14 protein-coding genes are annotated in these 17,929 nt (G+C 65.2%); 2 read left to right on the top strand and 12 right to left on the bottom strand.

Translation table 11 applies throughout. The features are described 5' to 3' along the window. Nucleotides 1-74: 74 nt before the first annotated feature. From ACF3ND_RS05570 to hrpA, 5 genes are all read right to left on the bottom strand, one after another. Nucleotides 75-875 carry a glycosyltransferase family 2 protein gene (locus tag ACF3ND_RS05570; RefSeq protein WP_394065042.1) on the bottom strand — a complete coding sequence of 267 codons (801 nt, stop codon included), beginning with the start codon at nt 873-875 and terminating at the stop codon, nt 75-77. Next, nucleotides 848-1,687, bottom strand: a complete 840-nt coding sequence (locus ACF3ND_RS05565; RefSeq protein WP_394065040.1) for a polysaccharide deacetylase family protein — start codon at nt 1,685-1,687, stop codon at nt 848-850. Before ACF3ND_RS05565 ends, ACF3ND_RS05570 begins: the two co-directional genes overlap by 28 nt. Continuing rightward, nucleotides 1,684-2,790: a glycosyltransferase family 4 protein gene (locus ACF3ND_RS05560; RefSeq protein WP_394065038.1), complete on the bottom strand. Its 1,107-nt coding sequence runs from the start codon at nt 2,788-2,790 to the stop codon at nt 1,684-1,686. The genes ACF3ND_RS05565 and ACF3ND_RS05560 overlap by 4 nt, the downstream gene beginning before the upstream one ends. Then, complete coding sequence (gene dnaE, locus ACF3ND_RS05555) at nt 2,787-6,263, bottom strand: DNA polymerase III subunit alpha (protein ID WP_394065036.1); 3,477 nt, start codon at nt 6,261-6,263, stop codon at nt 2,787-2,789. The genes ACF3ND_RS05560 and dnaE overlap by 4 nt, the downstream gene beginning before the upstream one ends. Nucleotides 6,264-6,354: 91 nt before the next feature. Further along, nucleotides 6,355-10,146, bottom strand: a complete 3,792-nt coding sequence (gene hrpA / locus ACF3ND_RS05550; protein ID WP_394065034.1) for an ATP-dependent RNA helicase HrpA — start codon at nt 10,144-10,146, stop codon at nt 6,355-6,357. Between the two features lie 108 nt (nt 10,147-10,254). Between hrpA and argA the strand changes: the two genes are divergently transcribed. Both argA and ACF3ND_RS05540 read left to right on the top strand, forming a co-directional pair. Next, nucleotides 10,255-11,610, top strand: a complete 1,356-nt coding sequence (gene argA / locus ACF3ND_RS05545; protein ID WP_394065032.1) for an amino-acid N-acetyltransferase — start codon at nt 10,255-10,257, stop codon at nt 11,608-11,610. 73 nt (nt 11,611-11,683) lie between these two features. Further along, on the top strand, nt 11,684-11,956 hold the full coding sequence (locus ACF3ND_RS05540) for an oxidative damage protection protein (RefSeq protein ID WP_394065030.1): 273 nt from the start codon (nt 11,684-11,686) through the stop codon (nt 11,954-11,956). A gap of 67 nt (nt 11,957-12,023) precedes the next feature. On the opposite strand, the gene phoU is transcribed toward ACF3ND_RS05540, so the two are convergent. The 7 genes from phoU to ACF3ND_RS05505 all read right to left on the bottom strand — a co-directional run bounded on the left by phoU (nt 12,024) and on the right by ACF3ND_RS05505 (nt 17,894). Continuing rightward, nucleotides 12,024-12,746, bottom strand: a complete 723-nt coding sequence (gene phoU / locus ACF3ND_RS05535; RefSeq protein ID WP_394065028.1) for a phosphate signaling complex protein PhoU — start codon at nt 12,744-12,746, stop codon at nt 12,024-12,026. Nucleotides 12,747-12,835: 89 nt separating this feature from the next. Further along, nucleotides 12,836-13,519 (bottom strand): ribose-5-phosphate isomerase RpiA, encoded by a 684-nt coding sequence (gene rpiA / locus ACF3ND_RS05530; RefSeq protein WP_394065027.1) that lies wholly within the window; start codon nt 13,517-13,519, stop codon nt 12,836-12,838. 43 nt (nt 13,520-13,562) lie between these two features. Further along, nucleotides 13,563-13,919, bottom strand: coding sequence for a Spx/MgsR family RNA polymerase-binding regulatory protein (locus tag ACF3ND_RS05525; RefSeq protein WP_394065787.1), 357 nt, complete (start codon nt 13,917-13,919; stop codon nt 13,563-13,565). Between the two features lie 12 nt (nt 13,920-13,931). Then, nucleotides 13,932-14,738: an ABC transporter permease subunit gene (locus ACF3ND_RS05520; RefSeq protein WP_394065025.1), complete on the bottom strand. Its 807-nt coding sequence runs from the start codon at nt 14,736-14,738 to the stop codon at nt 13,932-13,934. Next, on the bottom strand, nt 14,735-15,655 hold the full coding sequence (locus tag ACF3ND_RS05515; RefSeq protein ID WP_394065023.1) for an ABC transporter permease subunit: 921 nt from the start codon (nt 15,653-15,655) through the stop codon (nt 14,735-14,737). The genes ACF3ND_RS05520 and ACF3ND_RS05515 overlap by 4 nt, the downstream gene beginning before the upstream one ends. Continuing rightward, nucleotides 15,652-16,782 carry an ABC transporter ATP-binding protein gene (locus tag ACF3ND_RS05510; protein ID WP_394065021.1) on the bottom strand — a complete coding sequence of 377 codons (1,131 nt, stop codon included), beginning with the start codon at nt 16,780-16,782 and terminating at the stop codon, nt 15,652-15,654. The genes ACF3ND_RS05515 and ACF3ND_RS05510 overlap by 4 nt, the downstream gene beginning before the upstream one ends. A gap of 5 nt (nt 16,783-16,787) precedes the next feature. Next, complete coding sequence (locus ACF3ND_RS05505) at nt 16,788-17,894, bottom strand: polyamine ABC transporter substrate-binding protein (protein ID WP_394065019.1); 1,107 nt, start codon at nt 17,892-17,894, stop codon at nt 16,788-16,790. Nucleotides 17,895-17,929 lie beyond the last annotated feature (35 nt).

Below are 17,929 nucleotides of genomic sequence, written 5' to 3'. Positions count from 1 at the left end.
ATAAGCAGCCATGAGCCGGTCCGCGCTCTTTTCATGGCTCCTCCCGTCCTGCAAAGGCCATGCGTGAACAGGCCCTAGGTCTGCTTCCGGCGCGTGTAGTACCAGAGCTTGCTGTAACGAAAGAGACTGCCGGAAGCAGCCATGCAGGCCAGGATGAAGCCCTGCGGGCCGTCCAGGAAGCCGCGCCGCACGACGTAATGCCGCAGGAACGTCCAGACCGCATGGCCGGCGATGCCGGGCAGGCTGGTGGTCTTGCCGCGCGCCTGCATCTGGCGCGCCGCCTCGGTCGAATACGTATTGATCTTGTCGATGAACACTTCGAGGCTGGCATAGGGGTAATGCAGGAAATGCCCGTCCAGGATCGCCGTAGGCTGGTCGGTCTGCACGCTTTCATGGACCTTGACGTCCTTGAAGCGCGCCGTGCCGCGCCGGAACAGGCGCAGCACCCGGTCGGGCCACCAGCCGCTGTGGCGTATCCAGCGGCCGGCGAATTCGGACAGGCGCGCGATGCGATAGGCCGCGGCCCGGGGTCGGGCCAGCTCCTGCTGGATCAGGCGGGCCAGCTCGGGCGTGACGCGCTCGTCCGCGTCGATGGACAGCACCCATTCGCCCGTGGCCAGATCCAGCGCCCGGTTCTTCTGCGGGCCGAATCCCGGCCAGTCCGGCGTCACGGTGACCTGGGCGCCCATGGCGCGGGCGATCTCGCAGGTGCGGTCCGTGCTTCCCGAATCCACCACGATGATCTCGTCGGCAAAAGACACCGACTCCAGGCAGGCGCGGATATGCGCCTCCTCGTTCTTGGTGATCAGGATGACGGAAAGCCGCGGCAGCGGCTGGGCCGTCCCGTTCATTTCTGGCGCTGCCGGCGTCGCCATGCCTTCCACCTGTTGAAGATAGGACCGATGAGCGGATGCACGGCCACGTTGAGGCGGCGCCCCACGGACGCGCCGGTGGTGTCGCGCACGGCGAAACGGTAGATGTGCAGCGGGTCCGTGCCCGGCTGGTTCGAACCGAAGGCGCGCGTGGTGTACAGGTAGCGAAAGCCCGCCTGCTGGGCGATCCGCACATAGTCCGGGTCGAAATAGCCCTGCGGCCAGCAGAACTGGTCCGAGACGGAACCCAGCTTGGCGCGCAGAGTCTGGCGCGACTGCTCCAGCTCCCAGCGCATCTTCTCGTTCTTGTGCTCGCGCTGCTCGCCCAGATCCCAGCGCGTATGCGTATGGGTATGGCTGTGGAACTCGAACACGCCCTCTTCCTGCATGGCGCGGATTTCGCTCCAGCGCAGGATGACTTCGTCGCTGCGTCCGGCCGCGATGCGCGCTTCGCATTCCCGGTGATCGGGGCATTCGGGGACATCGCCCTGGCCAGCGTGCGGACGCACCGGGCCGTCCTTGACCCAGGAGGTCACCAGGAAGATGACGGCATTGAAACCATATTTCTTGAGCAGGGGGTAGGCATGGACCCAATTGTCCAGATAGCCATCGTCGAAGGTGATCAGCACCGACTTGCGCGGCACGCCCTGCCCCTGCAGGTGACCGACGAACTGCTCGGTGGTCAGGCTGGTCCAGCCGTGGCGCTTGAGCCATTGCAGATGCTGCTCGAAATGCTCGGGGGATGCATTGATCATGCCGCCCTGGGGGGTGACGTGGTGATACATCATCACCGGCACGGTGGTGGCCATTCTCATTTTTGCAGTTCCTTCAGCCAGCGGTAGTAAGCGCCTTCAAGCCGGTCGCCCATCGCCTTGGGAGTGAATCGATCATCGCTGCGGCAGAACTCCCGCCCCGCCGCGCCCATGGCGCGGCGGCGCTCCGGATCCCGGATCAGCTCATGCAGGGCGGCGCGCAGCGCCTCTATGTCGTGCAGGGGCGCCAACAGGCCGCTGCGCCCTTCCAGCATCATTTCCGGCACGCCGCCCACCCGGGTGCCGACCACGGGCAAGCCGGCGCTGCCGGCCTCGACGAAGGCCGTGCCCGACGCTTCCATGTGGGTGGCAAGGGCGAAGATGTCCAGGTTTGGCAGCAGGGACGGCACGTCCGAGCGGGCGCCCAGCAGATGCACGCGCTCCTGCAGGCCCTGCCCGGCCACCAGAGCCTGCAGTTCCTCGAAACCTGGCGAGCCTCCGCCCGCCAGGACCAGATGCAGATCGGGGTGCGCGGCGAACAGGGGCTGCATGGCCGCAATCAGTTCGCGGTGCCCTTTTTCGCGCCGCAGCACGGCCACGCAGCCCACCAGCAGCGCGTGCGGCGGCAGGCCGAGCTCGGCCCGCAGGTCCAGTGCAGGGGCGGAATCCAGCAGGGCCGGATCCACGCAGGGATACACGACCTGCACCGATTCCGGCTTGACGCCGCGCTGGATCAGATGCTCGCGCACGTACTCGCTGGGCGTGATGACGCGCTTGGGCACGATGGTGTAGGACAGCAGCGATCCAACCTTCTTGGCCAGGTGGCGCGTACGCACGATCAGCGGCGTGCCCGCCAGCCGCCCGGCCATGCCGGCCAGCAGGGCGTCGCGGCGGCTGTGGCTGTTGACCACGTCGAAGCCGCCCTGGCGCAGCACGCGACGCAACTGGCGCACGCCGCGCAGGTAGTTGCGGGGGCCGTCCATGTACAGGGTGTGGACGACGAAGCCTTCGTCGCGCAGGCGCGCCGCCAATTGCGCATGAGGCTGGCAGGCGGCCTCCACATGATGGCCGCGTTCACGCAGGATGCGCATCACGCGCAGGATGTAGTTCTCCTGGCCGCCGAAGCTCGTGGCGGCCTCCGAGTGCAGGATGCGCAGCGGCCTCATCGGTAGCTGATCTCCACTTCCCGCGTGGCGTCCCATTGCTCCAGCTGCTCCAGCATGGAGTCGGCCAGGCGCACCCGCCAGTCCCGGCCCAGCTGGATGACGCATTCATAATCGGGTCGATGCAGTTGCACTTCCACAGCCACCCCTCCCCCTTCCGGGGCGCGATGCGGCGCCAGCAGGTTCTGCAGACGGGCGGCGTCGGCCTGCTCTCCCAGGACGATGCTCAGGCAGCTGGCGCGGGTTTCGCGGGCCAGCTGCAGATCGAAGATGGCGTCGGCCGTCACGCGCAGGCCGCCGGTGTAGTCGTCATTGCTGACCTTGCCCTGGATGATGACGAGCTGGTCTTCCTTCAGGCGCTGGCGGTGCTCCTCGAACAGTTCGTTGAAGATGGCCACTTCGATCTGGGCGGAGCCATCGTCCAGCATGGCATACAGCATCTTGCCGCGGCGCGTCATGCGCACGCGCACGGCCGACAGCACGCCGGCGAACCATTGCGGATTGCGGGAGGCTTCCAGGCGCGCCAGCGGCGTGGGCGCGAAGCGGCGGACCTCGTCGCGCCAGGCGTCGAACAGGTGCCCGCTGAAATAGAAGCCCAGCGCCGTCTTTTCCTGACGCAGCCTTTCCTGCAGGCTCCAGGGCGCGACCTTGGCGACTTCGCCTTCCACGATGTCGTCCGAATCGTCGGCGAACAGGGAGGACTGGTTGGCGCTGCGCTCGGCCTGCTCGGCCGCCTCCACCGCTGCGCCTATGGTGGCCAGCAGCGCGGCGCGGTTGTCGTCGATGCAGTCGAAGGCGCCGGCCCTCACCAGGGCTTCGATGGTGCGCTTGTTGACCTGGTGGCGGTCCACCCGGCGGCAGAAGTCGAACAGGCTCCTGAACGGCCCTTCCTGGGCGCGCGCCTGGACGATGGCCTCCACCGCGGCCTGACCCGTGCCTTTGACGGCGCCCAGGCCGTAGCGCATGGTGCGCGGCGGCAGCCCCTGCGCCGTGTAGCTGTCCTCCACGGGCTCGAAACGGTAGTTGGACGCATTGATGTCGGGCGGCAGGACCTGCACGCCATTGGCCAGCGCATCCTTCCAGAAGATCTGCACCTTGTCGGTGTCGTCCATGTCCGACAACAAGGTGGCGGCCAGGAACTCGGCCGGGTGATGGGCCTTGAGCCAGGCCGTCTGATAGGCGATCAGGGCGTAGGCGGCGGAGTGACTCTTGTTGAAGCCGTAGCCCGCGAATTTCTCCATCAGGTCGAACAGCTTGACCGCCAGCTCGGGATCATGCCCCTTCTTGACGGCGCCTTCCTCGAACAGCACGCGGTGCTTGGCCATTTCCTCGGGCTTTTTCTTGCCCATGGCGCGCCGCAGCAAGTCGGCGCCGCCCAGCGAATAGCCGCCGATGATCTGCGAGATCAGCATCACCTGTTCCTGGTAGACGATCACCCCGTAAGTGCTGCGCAGGGTGCTTTCCAGGTCCGGGTGGAAGTAGTCCACTTCGGCGCGGCCGTGCTTGCGATTCACGAAGTCCACCACCATGCCCGATTCCAGCGGCCCCGGACGATACAGGGCCAGCATGGCGATGATGTCTTCGAAGGTGGACGGCCGCAGGCTGCGCAACAGCTCCTTCATCCCGCGCGATTCCAGCTGGAACACGGCGGTGGTGTTGCCCTCGCACAGCAGCTTGTAGGAGGCGTCGTCGTCCAGCGGCAGCGCCATGATGTCGAAGTCGCGCTTGGATGGATTGAACTGCCGCACGTAGCGCACCGCCCAGTCCAGGATGGTCAGGTTGCGCAGGCCCAGGAAGTCGAACTTGACCAGGCCGGCGGCTTCCACGTCATCCTTGTCGTATTGGGACACGGCATTGGCGTCCGGGCCGGGCTGGCAATACAGCGGGCAGAAGTCGATCAGCTTGCCCGGCGCGATCAGCACGCCGCCGGCGTGCATGCCCACGCTGCGCGTCAGGCCCTCCAGGGGCCGGGCAAGATCGATCAGGGCCTTGACCTCTTCGTCATTCTCATAGCGTTCGCGAAAGGCGGGTTCGTCCGCCAGGGCGCGCTCCAGGGTCCAGGGATCGGCCGGGTTGAAGGGGATCAGCTTGGACAGGCCGTCGCACATGCTGTAGGGCAGCTCCAGCACCCGGCCCACATCGCGCACCACCGCCTTGGCGCCCAGCGTGCCGAAGGTGGCGATCTGGCTGACGGCCTGGCGGCCGTATTTTTCCTTCACGTAATCGATGACGCGTTCGCGGTTGTCCTGGCAGAAATCCACGTCGAAGTCGGGCATGGAGACCCGCTCGGGATTCAGGAAACGCTCGAACAGCAAGTCGTAGCGCAGCGGATCCAGGTCGGTGATGCCCAGGCTGTAGGCGACCAGCGAGCCCGCCCCCGAACCCCGGCCGGGACCGACCGGCACGCCGTTGTGCTTGCCCCAGTTGATGAAGTCGGCCACGATCAGGAAGTAGCCTGGAAAGCCCATGGAAATGATGGTGTTGCATTCCCAGCGCAGGCGCTCCGCGTAGGTCGGGTACTGCGCCTGGCGTTCGGCCTCGTCCGGGTAGAGCTGCTCCATGCGCTTTTTCAGGCCTTCTTCGGCCTGATGCACCAGGTAGTCGTCCAGCGTCATGCCGTCGGGCGTGGGGAAATCGGGCAGGTAGGGCTTGCCCAGCTCCAGCTCCAGGTTGCAGCGCTTGGCGATCTCCAGCGTGTTCTCCAGGGCCGAGGGCACGTCGGCGAAACGGCGCGCCATCTCCTCCGAATCCAGGAAATACTGCTCGGGCGTGAAGCGCTTGACGCGCTTGGGATTGGCCAGCTGCTCACCCTCGGCGATGCAGACGCGCACCTCGTGGGCGCGGAAATCGTCGGCCTCGATGAACTGGATGGGATGCGTGGCGACCACGGGCAGGTCCAGCTCGGCGGCCAGCCGCATCGCTGCCTGCACATACAATTCGTCGCCGTCGGCGCCGCAGCGCTGCAGCTCGATGAAGAAGGCGTCGGGAAACAGCCCCGCCCAATGGCGCGCGCACTGGCGCGCCAGCTCCATGTTGCCGGACTCCAGGGCCTGGCCCACGTCGCCCATGCGCGCCCCCGACAAGGCGATCAGGCCGCTGCGCCCTTCCAGCCAGGCGCGCCGCACTTCCGCCCTGCCCTTGTACTGGTTGCCCAGCCAGGCGCGCGTCAGGATGTCGCACAAGTCCAGGTAGCCGGCCTCGTTCTGCACCAGCAGAAGCAGGCGCGAAGGCTTTTCTCGATCCTCCTCGTTCTGCAGCCAGATGTCGCAACCCATGATGGCCTTGATGCCGGCCTTGCGCGCGGCCTTGTAGAACTTGATCTGGCCGAACAGATTGCACAGGTCCGTCAGGGCGAGCGCCGGCTGCCCGTAGGCCAGCGCCTTCTTGATCATGTCGGGTATGCGGGCGATGCCGTCCACCACCGAGAACTCGGAGTGGGATCGCAGATGGACAAAGGAGGTGTGTGTTTCGCTCATGTCGGAATTGTACTGAACCCGATTGAAAATGGTTGCTCCGGCGCGGCCGGGACGGACGGCCGGAGCAGCGGACGGGAGAAGGACGCGCGCATCAGCGCTGCAAGGCCGCCCAGGCTTTCTCCAGGCGCTTGACCGAGACCGGCATGGGCGTGCGCAGCTCCTGTGCGAACAGGGACACGCGCAGTTCCTCCAGCATCCAGCGCAAGTCGCGCAGGCCGCTGTCCTCGGCCCCTTTCAGGGCGGCCACGGCGCGCTGGTACTTGACCAGCAGCGGAGCCATGTCCTGCATCAGCCGCTGATCGCGGGCCGGGTCGGCGCGCAGCTTGTCCACGCGCGTCTGCACCGCCTTCAGATAACGCGGGAAATGGGCCAGCTGCTTGTATTCGCTGGCTTCCAGGAAGCGGGCCGGCATCAGCGCCGCCAATTGCTGCTGCATGTCCTTCAAGGCCTCGGGGTGCGCCTTGACCTGGGCCAGCTTCTTCTGCGCCGCGCTCCATTCGACCAGGATCTGCCCCGCCAGCCGGGCCACCTCCTGGGCCACCAGCCCCAGGCGACTGCGGCCTTCCTGGGCGCGCGCCTCGAAGCTCGCCTGGTCATGCGGCCAGGGCTCCATCATGCACGATTGCTCCAGGGCCACATCGATGATCTGGTCGCGCAACTGTTCTTGCGTGCCCAGGGTCATGTACAGCATGCTGATGCGCGTCAGATCCGCGATGTTCTTTTCCAGGAAACGCACCTGCTCGCGCAGGGCCAGCCGGAACAGGCGGCGCAGGCCCTTGCGATGCTGGCGGCGCGCCTCGGCCGGATCGTCGAACACGTCCAGGTCGCAATGCGTCTTCTGATCGATCAGCGCCGGGTAGCCGATGAAGCTGCGGCCCTTGCGCCTGATCTCCATCAGCTCGGGCAGTTCGCCGAAGGACCAGCTGGTCAACTGCTCGTGGTCCAGCACCTGCGCGACCTGCTCGTCGGCCGCGGCTATCTGCTGGAAGGAAGCCTGGGCCTGGCGGCCGTGCTCGGCCTTGAGCTGGTCCAGGTTGCGCCCGCCCGAGAGCATCCGGCCATGTTCGTCGATGACGCGAAAGTTCATGAACAGGTGGGCGGGCAGGGTCTCCAGCTTGAAATCGCTGCGCTGCGGCCGCTGCTTGACCTGCTCCCACATGTCCTGGGCGATGGCGTCCAGCAGGCTCATGCCCGGGTCGGCCGCGCGGTCGAACCAGCGCTTGTGGAAAGCGTCGGCATAGTCCGGCAAAGGCACGCAATGGCGGCGGGTGCGCTGCGGCAGGGACTTGAGCAGCGCCAGCACCTTTTCCTTGAGCATGCCCGGCACCAGCCATTCGCAGCGCGCCGGATCGATCTGGTTCAGGGCGAACAAGGGCACGCTGAGCGTCACCCCGTCGCGCACCGAACCGGGTTCGAAGTGATAATCCAGCGCCATCTTGACGCCCTGCCACTGCACCGAACGCGGAAAGACGTCGGTGGTGATGCCGGCGGCGTCATGCCGCATCAGCTCGTCCCGGCTCAATTCCAGACCCTTGGCCTGTTCCTTGGACAGCCCCTTGTACCATTTCTCCAGCGTCGCGGTCTGGTAGACGTCCTGCGGGATGCGCTGGTCGTAAAAGGCGTAGATCAATTCTTCGTCGATCAGGATGTCCGGCCGGCGCGACTGGTGCTCCAGGCGCTCCACCGCCGAAATCTGCTGGCGATTGTGGCGCAGGAACGGCAGGCTGGAGTCGATCTCGCCGGGCACCAGGGCCTGGCGCAGGAAGATCTCGCGCGCCTGCGCGGGATCGATCTTGCCGAAATGCACGCGCCGTCCGCTGTAGATCATCAGGCCATACAGGGTGGCGCGCTCGTTGGCCACCACCTGACCGGCCTTCTTCTCCCAGCGCGGATCGGACCAGGTCTTGCGCAGCAGGTGCGCCCCCACCTTCTCCACCCATTGCGGCTCGATGCGGGCCACGCAGCGCGCGAACAGGCGCGTGGTCTCCACCAGTTCGCCGGCCAGGATCCAGCGGCCCGCCTTCTTGACCAGCTTGGAGCCCGGGTGGATGACGAAACGCAATTCGCGCGTGCCTTGGTACAGGCCGGTTTCTTCGCTTTTGTGGCCGATATTGCCGATCAGGCCGGTGAGCAAGGCCAGATGCACCTGCTCGTAGGTGGCCGGCGAGGGATTGGCCGCCCAGCGCTGCTCGTGCACCAGGCTGCGCAACTGGGTGTGAACGTCGCGCCATTCCCGCACGCGTACGGGCGAGAGCATGGCCTGCTTCAGGCTGTTCATGAACTTGCGCTGCGAGCCCTGCTCGGCGGATTGCTCCTCCAGCCAGTTCCACAGTTTCACATAGGACAGGAACTCGGACTTGTCGTCATTGAAGCGGGCGTGCGCCTGGTTGGCGGCCTCGCGCTCGTGCATGGGGCGATCGCGCGGATCCTGCACCGACATGGCGGCGGCAATGACCAGCATTTCCGTCAGGCAGTGCTGCTCGTGCCCGGCCAGCACCATGCGCGCCACGCGCGGGTCCACCGGCAGCTTGGCCAGGGAACGGCCCACCGGGGTCAGACGCTGCTGCTCGTCCAGCGCGCCCAGCTCCTGCAGGATCTGGTAGCCGTCGGCGATGGCCCGGCCCGTGGGCGGCTCCACGAAGGGGAAGGTTTCCACGTCGTCCAGCCGCAGGGCCTTCATGCGCAGGATCACCGAGGCCAGCGAGGAACGCAGGATCTCCGGATCGGTGAAGGGCGGACGGCTCTTGAAGTCCTGCTCGTCGTACAGGCGTATGCACACGCCGGGGCCGATACGGCCGCAGCGGCCGGCGCGCTGGTTGGCCGAAGCCTGGCTGACGGCCTCGATGCGCAGCTGCTCGACCTTGTTGCGCCAGGAGTAGCGCTTGATGCGCGCCAGCCCGCTGTCCACCACGTAGCGTATGCCGGGCACGGTCAGCGAGGTCTCGGCCACGTTGGTGGCCAGCACCACGCGGCGCGCATTGCCCTTGGGGCGGAAGATCTGTTCCTGCTCGGCCTGCGACAGGCGCGCGAACAAGGGCAGGATGACGGTATTGGCGGGCTTGTCCTTCTCCAGGGCCTCGGTGGCCTCGCGGATCTCGCGCTCGCCGGGCAGGAACACCAGCACGTCGCCGCTGCCGTGGCGGGCGCATTCCTGCACCGCGTCCACGATGCCGTTCATCAGGTCACGCTCCTCTTCCGAGGCCGAGCGGCGCTCCTCCGCGTCCCCCTGGGACTCGTCCATGATGGGACGGTACAGGATCTCCACCGGATACAGGCGGCCCGACACTTCGATCACGGGCGCCGGCTTGCCCTTGTGGGCGAAATGACGCGCAAAGCGATCCGCGTCTATGGTGGCGGAGGTGATGATCAGCTTCAGGTCGCGGCGCCGAGGCAGCAACTGCTTCAGGAAGCCCAGCAGGAAATCGATGTTCAGGCTGCGTTCGTGCGCCTCGTCGATGATGATGGTGTCGTAGCGGCTGAGCATGGGGTCGCGCTGCGACTCCGCCAGCAGGATCCCGTCCGTCATCAGCTTGATGGCCGAGCGCGGGCCGGTCTTGTCGTTGAAGCGGATCTGGTAGCCTACCCAGTCGCCGATCTCCGACTGCAGCTCCTCGGCGATGCGCTTGGCCACCGAGGTCGCGGCCAGGCGGCGCGGCTGGGTGTGGCCGATGACCCTGCCGTCCAGCCCCCGGCCCATCTCAAGGCATATCTTGGGCAGCTGGGTCGTCTTGCCCGACCCGGTTTCGCCGCACACGATGACCACCTGGTGGTCCCTGATGGCCCTGGCTATCTCGTCCCGGCGGCCGCTGACGGGCAGGTCTTCGGGGTAAAGGATGGGCGGCAGGATGCGGGGGTTTTCAGTCAATTCTACGGACTCGTGCATGAAAGGTATTTTCTGGTACAGACATCATTATAATTTTGGCTTCAAGCCTTAGAGCGTGTTCAATCTCTTCAAGTACGCTCTCGAATTTGGACGCATAGATCCCCTGCAATGAACACAGACACCCCCGACTCGTTTACCGCTCTCGAACCACCCGATCAAGCCCAGGCGCAATTCGTGCGATGGTTCAGGGAAGTGGCCCCTTATGTGCATGACTTCCGGGGCAAGACGTTCGTGGTGGCCTTCGGGGGGGAACTCATCAACGACGGATTGCTCAATACGCTGATCCCGGACCTGTCCCTGCTGTCCGCCCTGGGCATCAAGCTGGTGCTGGTGCACGGCTCGCGCCCGCAGGTCAATGAACAACTGCGCCTGAAGGGCGAGACCACGCAATTCGGCCGCGGCACCGAGCCCACCAGCGCGGCCGCGCTCGAATGCGCCAAGGAGGCCGCCGGCGAGATCCGCCTGGACATCGAGGCCGCCTTCAGCCAGGGCCTGCCCAACACGCCCATGTCGCACGCGCAGATCCGCATCATTTCGGGCAACTTCGTGACCGCCCGCCCGGTGGGCGTGATCGACGGCGTGGACTACAAGCATGCCGGATCGGTGCGCAAGCTGGACGTGGACGCCATGCGCGTCATACTCAACCAGGGAGCGCTTATTCTACTCTCCCCGCTGGGCTTTTCCCCAACGGGCGAAGCCTTCAACCTGGACATGGAAGACCTGGCCACCAGCACGGCCATCGCGCTGCGCGCCGAAAAGCTGATCTTCCTGACGCCCGAGCACATCGGCCACTCCAACAATCTGGAAATTGACTCGGAGCTGGCGCGCGCCGATGCCGACGCCCTGCTGGCCTCGGGCAAGCTGGACGAGGATTGCTCCACCTTCCTGCGCTATGCCTCCCAGGCCGTCAAGCGCGGCATCGCCCGCGCCCACCTGGTGCCCTACAAGCAGGACGGCAGCATCCTGCTGGAGATCTTCACCCACGACGGCGTGGGCACCATGGTGGTGGAAGACACCCTGGACGACCTGCGTCCGGCCAACCTGGACGATGTGGGCGCCATCGTGCAGCTGATCGAGCCGCTGGAGATCGACGGAACGCTCGTGCCGCGCGGCCGCTCGGTCATCGAGCGCGAGGTGGAACGCTTCACCGTGCTGGAGCACGACGGCATCATCTACGGCTGCGTGGCGCTGATCCCCTACCCCGAGGACAGCATGGCCGAAATGGCCTGCCTGATCGTGCATCCCGAATGGCAGGGCTCGGGCGAAGGCGAGATCCTGCTGCGCCACACCGAGGCCAAGGCCCGTGCGGCGGGCTTCAAGCGCCTGTTCGTATTGACCACGCGCACCTCGCATTGGTTCATCAAGCGCGGCTTCGTGCAGGGCGGCGTGTCCGACCTGCCCAAGGAAAAGCAGTCGCACTACAACCGTTCGCGCAACAGCATGGTCTTCATCAAGAAGCTCTGATCCGGCGCGCGCATTGGGTACAATAGTCCCATCCGAGCATTAGAACCTGTTCACAGATTAAAGAGGAAAGAACATGGCACGCATGGTCCAGTGTGTGAAACTCAAGCAGGAAGCCGAAGGCCTGGACTTCCCTCCCTACCCCGGCGATCTGGGCGTGAAGATCTGGCGCAACATCTCCAAGCAGGCCTGGGCCAGCTGGATGGACGTGCAGACCCGCCTGGTCAACGAGAACCGCCTGAACCTGGCGGATTCGCGCGCCCGCCAGTACCTGAAGGAACAGATGGAAAAATATCTGTTCGAGGACGCCGACGTCGAAGCCCAGGGTTTCGTGGCGCCCAAGTCCTGATCTCCCGTCCCGTCCTCATAAAAAACACCTGCCGCGGCAGGTGTTTTTTATGGCGTTCAAGCGAGGATCATTCCTCGTCCTCGGGCGGGGGTTCGCCGCGCGCGGTGCGTTCGGCGTTCTTGACCCCGGTGTGGCGCACGTCATCGCCGCGCACCATGTAGATGACCCGTTCGGCCATGTTCTTGGCATGGTCGCCGATGCGCTCCAGCGCGCGGGCGATGAAGATCAGGTCGATGGAATGCGAAATGGTGCGCGGATCCTCGATCATGTAGGTGATGATGTGACGCAGCGAGCCCTTCCATTCGCGGTCCACTTCCTTGTCGCTGCGCACGATCTGGGCGGCGTGCAGCGCATCCTGGCGGGCGAAGGCGTCCAGGGCGTCGTGGATCATGCCGGCCACGGAAGAGCTCATGTGACGCAGCTCGACCACGGGCTCGTAGCCGACCGTGCTTTCGTGCAGGCGGCGGGCCATCTTGGCGATGCGCTCGGCCTCGTCGCCGCAGCGCTCCATGTCGGTCAGCATCTTGGAGATGGACAGCAGCAGGCGCAGGTCGATGGCGGTAGGCTGGTTGCGGGCGATCAGATTGGTGATGCGCTCGTCGATTTCGACTTCCAGGCGATTGACTTCCTTTTCGCGTTCGCGGACCAGGTCGACCAGCGACATGTCCCCGGTCTGCAAGGCTTCCGTGGCGCTCTTGACCATGGATTCCACGATGCCGCCCATCTGCAGGAACAGCGAGCGGGTGGTTTCCAGGTCGGAGTGGAACTGCTTGTTGGTATGTTCGTTCATAGTGGCCTTCTGTAACGGCGAAGTGGCTCTCGCCAAGCGCTCAATCAGGCACTTAGCTTAAGCGCAGATTATGACAGAGACATTAAGGTTCAGAAACCTGGACCCGCCAGCATGCGCACGCCCTGCTGGCCCGCCACCAGGGCCACGCTGGCCGGCTTGAGCGCGAACAGGCCGCAGCAGACCACGCCGGGGATGTTGTTGATGCGCGCCTCCAGCGCGGCCGGGTCGGCGATGGACAGCCCGGCCACGTCCAGGATCAGGCCGCCGTTGTCCGTCACGAAGCCGGCACGCTCCACGGGCTGGCCGCCCAGTTCGCGCAGCTGGCGGGCCACGGCGTTCAGGGCCATGGGGATGACCTCCACCGGAAGGGCGAAGGCGCCCAGGCGCTCGACCACCTTGGATTCGTCCACGATGCACAGGAACTTGTCCGCCACCGAGGCCACGATCTTCTCGCGCGTGAGCGCCCCGCCCCCGCCCTTGGTCATGTTCAGCGCGCCGTCGATCTCGTCGGCGCCGTCCACGTACCAGTCCATGCGTTCGATGCCGTTCAGGTCCTGCACGGCGATGCCCAGGCCCTGCATGCGCTCGGTGGAACGGTTGGAGCTGGAGGCGGCGGCCTTGAAGCGGTTCTTGTGCGGGGCCAGCGCGTCAATGAACAGGTCCACGGTGGAACCGGTGCCCACGCCCAGGATGGACTCGGGAGTCAGACGGGGCAGGATGTAGTCGACGGCGGCCTGCGCCACCTGTTGCTTGAGCTCGGACTGTGTGTACATGGCGATCAAAGAAAATCGGGGGCTGGGCCCCCGTGATTGGCATTTAGAGAAAACGAGCGGCGAACTTGCCTTCGTTGAAGCCCACGCTGACTTCCCCTTGCGGTGTGAGCAGCACGGGCCGGCGCACCAGGGCCGGGAACTGCGCGATCAGCTCCAGCCATTGGGCGTCGCTTTGCGGATCCTTGCGCTCCTCGGGCAACTGGCGCCAGGTCATGGAGGCGCGATTGACCAGCTTGGGCCAGCCTCCCAGCTCCTGCGCCCAGGCCTGCAAGCGGGCGGGCTCCAGAGGATGGTCGCGGTAATCCGAGAATTCCAGCGGCAGGCCGTGCGCCTCGAACCAGGCGCGCGCCTTCTGGCAGGTGCTGCAATTCTTCAGGCCGTACATCGAGAACATGGCAATACTCCGTATCGATCAAGCGCGCCGCTCGCGGCGCACCTGCAGGCGGTTGGCGACCACGACGAAGGCGCCGACCACCAGGATGAACAGCGTGGCCAGGGCGTTGATCTCGGGCTTGAGGCCCAGGCGCACGCGCGAGAAGACTTCCACGGGCAGGGTCGTGAAACCGGGGCCGGACAGGAAGGAGGCGATCACCACGTCGTCCAGCGACAGGGTGAATGCCAGCAGCCAGGCCGCCATCAGGGCCGGCGTGATCGAGGGCAGCACGATCATGAAAAAGGCCTTGAGCGGCGTGGCGCCCAGGTCCAGCGCGGCCTCTTCCTGCGAGCGGTCCAGTTCGCGCATGCGCGACTGCAGGATGACCGTGGCATAGGCGGTGCACAGCACCACATGGCCGACCCAGATGGTGAACACGCCGTTCTGCTCGGGCCAGCCCAGGAAGGAATTGAGCTCCACGAACATCAGCAGCAGCGAGATGCCCAGCACGACTTCCGGAATGACCAGGGGGGCGCTGATCAGGCCGATGTACAGGGCGAAGCCCTTGAACCGCCCCATGCGGGTCAGCACATAGCCGGCCCAGGTGCCCAGCACCAGCGCCGTGGTGGCGGTCAGGAAGGCCACCAGGAAGGACAGGCGCGCCGCCGAGAGCAGCACCTTGTCCTGGAACAGGGATTCGTACCAGCGCAGCGAAAAGCCCGACCAGGAGGTCATGATGGCCGAATCATTGAAGGAGAAGACCACCAGGAACAGGATGGGGACGTACAGAAAGCCAAAGCCCAGGAGCAGGACCAGGGCGCGCAGCCAGGGATTCGGTTTGGTCATGAACGGCCTCCACGCTGGCTTTCGATCTGGCGCATCTGGCTGTACTGGAACAGGATCAGCGGGATGATCAGCAGCAGCACCATCACGCAGGTCACGGCCGCGGCCATGGGCCAGTCGGCGTTGTTGAAGAACTCGTTCCACATGATGCGGCCCATCATCAGGGTATCCGCCCCGCCCAGCATTTCCGGAATGACGTATTCGCCCACCGAGGGTATGAACACCAGCATGGCGCCGGCGATCACGCCGGGCATGGACAGCGGCAGGGTGACGTGCAGAAAGGCCGACCAGGGGCGCGCGCCCAGGTCATAGGCCGCCTCCAGCAGGCGCACGTTCAGCTTCACCAGATTGGCGTACAGCGGCAGGATGAAGAACGGCAGGTAGGCATAGACCAGGCCGATGTAGACGGCCAGGTCGGTGCGGTAGATCTCCAGCGGCGCGTCGATCACGCCCAGCCACAACAGCACGCTGTTGAGCAGGCCGTCGTTGCGCAGAATGCCCACCCAGGCGTACACGCGCAGCAGCATGGAGGTCCAGAACGGCAGGATGACGGCCAGCAGCAGCAGGTTGCGCACCGCCGGGGACGAACGGGCGATGTAGTAGGCCACCGGGTAGCCGATCAGCACGCAGCACAGCGTGGTGACGGCCGCCATCTTCAGGGAACTGAGGTAGGTGGCCAGGTACAGATTGTCGCTGAACAGCAGGATGTAGCCGCGCAGGTTCAGCACGAAGGAAATGCTTTCGTCCGCGAACTGCGCCAGCGGCGTGTAAGGCGGAACCCCGAAATCCAGGTCCGCGAAGCTGATCTTGAACACCAGCAGGAACGGCACCAGCAGAACCAGGATCAACCACAGGAACGTGGGAGCCACCACCAGCGTGCGCCCCGCGGGCAGCAGTTTGCGCCAGGACAGGTTCTTCATGCGCTCAGCACCGTTGCGCTGTCATCGGACCAGGATACGTAGACTTCTTCGTCCACGCCGGGCGCATCCGGCTGGGCCAGCGTGCCGCTGGGCATCTGCGCCTCGATCAGCATGCCCGAATCCAGGCGGATCTGGTAGCGGGTGTAGCTGCCCATCCAGGCCACGTGCGTGACGATGCCGTGCCCCCAATTCGTGTCTTCCGTAGGCATTTCGCGGCTGACCTGGATCTGCTCGGGACGGATGGACACGGACACGGCCATGCCCAGAGGTTCGCTGATGCCGTGGCTGACGTACAGCGGACGGTTCAGCTCTTCGCATTCGATGTGCACGTGGTCGGGCTCGTCCACGGAGATGACGCCGTTGAACAGGTTGGTGGAACCGATGAAGCCGGCCACGAAGCGCGAATTCGGGAAGGCGTAGACATCATAGGGCGTGCCATGCTGGATGATCTGCCCTTCGGACATCACCGCCAGGCGGTCGGCCATGGTCATGGCCTCTTCCTGGTCGTGCGTGACCATGATGCAGGTGACGCCCACGCGCTCCAGGATCTTGACCAGCTCGATCTGGGTCTTCTGGCGGATCTGCTTGTCCAGCGCCGACATGGGCTCGTCCAGCAGGAGCAGCTTGGGCCGCTTGACCAGGCTGCGCGCCAGGGCCACGCGCTGCTGCTGCCCGCCCGAGAGCTGGTGCGGCTTGCGCCGCGAGAAGCCCGCCATCTGGACCAGGTCCAGCGCTTCGAACACGCGCTCGTCGATCTCGTTGCGCGGCACGCCCTCCTGCTTCAGGCCGAAGGCCACGTTGGCCTCGACCGACATGTGGGGAAACAGGGCGTAGGACTGGAACATCATGTTGACCGGCCGGCGGTAGGGAGGCAGGTCCGTGATGTCCTCGTTGTCCAGATAGATCCGACCGGAGGTCGGCTCCTCGAAGCCAGCCAGCATGCGCAGCAAGGTGGACTTGCCGCAGCCCGAACTGCCCAGCAGGGCAAAGATTTCGTGGCGGCGCACATCCAGGCTGACCGATTTGACCGCGACCGTGTCGCCGAAAATCTTCACGACCTCGTCCACGCGCACGAACGCGTCCTCGCCGTCCATCCAGGGCGACGCTCCGGTACGGATATCTTGCATGGTGCCTAGCGTCCCGATTTCAGTTCAGCCCACAGGCGCGTCTGCAGACGCTGCACCTTCAGAGGCTGCGGCTTGATGACGAACAAGGTCTTGGAGACCTCGGGAGAGGGATAGATCATGGGGTTGTCGGCCACGTCCTTCACCACGAACTTGCGCGCCTCCTTGTTGGCGTTGGGGTAGAACATGGTGTTGGTGATGGCGGCATGCACCTCGGGCGTCTCGATGTAATTGATGAAGGCGTGCGCCTGCTCCACATTGGCCGCGCTCTTGGGGATGGCCATGGTGTCGAACCACACGGGCGCGCCGCCCTTGGGAATGTAGTAATCGATGGCGTAGGGCTTCTTGGCCTCGCGGGCGCGGGCGGCCGAGATCATCACGTCGCCCGAGAAGCCGTAGACCATGCAAAGATCGCCGGCGGCCAGCTCGTCGATGTAGCCCGAGGAGCTGAACTGGCGCACGTAGGGACGGATCTTCTTGAGCAGGTCCAGGGCCTCGCGCAAGTCGGCTTCATTGCTGCTGTTGGGGTCCTTGCCGAGGTAATGCAGCACGGCGGGGAACACCTGGGCGGCCTCGTCCAGGATGGAGATGCCGCAGCCCTTCAGCTTTTCGGCGTTTTCCGGCTTGAACAGCATGTCCCAGTTGCCCAGGTCCGCGTCCGCGCCCATGATCTCCTTGACCTTGGTGACGTTGTAGCCCAGGCCGTTGGTGCCGTAGCCCCAGGGGATCAGGTATTCGTTGCCCGGATCCACGTCGGCCAGCAGGGCCATGATGTCGGGGTCCAGGTACTTCCAATTGGGGATCAGGCTCTTGTCCAGCTTCTGGAACAGGCCGCCCTCGATCTGGCGGGCGGCATAGTGGGTGGAAGGCACCACCACATCATAGCCGGACTTGCCGGTCAGCAGCTTGGCCTGCAAGGTGTCATTGCTGTCGTACACGTCGTAGCGCACGGTGATGCCCGTGGCCTTCTGGAAACCGGACAGCGTGTCCGGCGCCGTGTATTCGGCCCAGTTGTAGACATTGACGACCTTGTCCTGTGCCTGCGCGGCGGGCAGCATGGCGGCAGCGGCCAGCAGGCCGGCGAGTACCCGTGGTTTGTTCATCCCAAAAGACATCGCGAGTCCCCTTCCTATCGAAAGCGAAAAACCCA

The sequence above is a fragment of the Alcaligenes sp. WGS1538 genome (assembly GCF_043187505.1).
GTDB lineage: Bacteria > Pseudomonadota > Gammaproteobacteria > Burkholderiales > Burkholderiaceae_B > Alcaligenes.
This window is presented reverse-complemented; position numbering and strand designations above follow the sequence as displayed.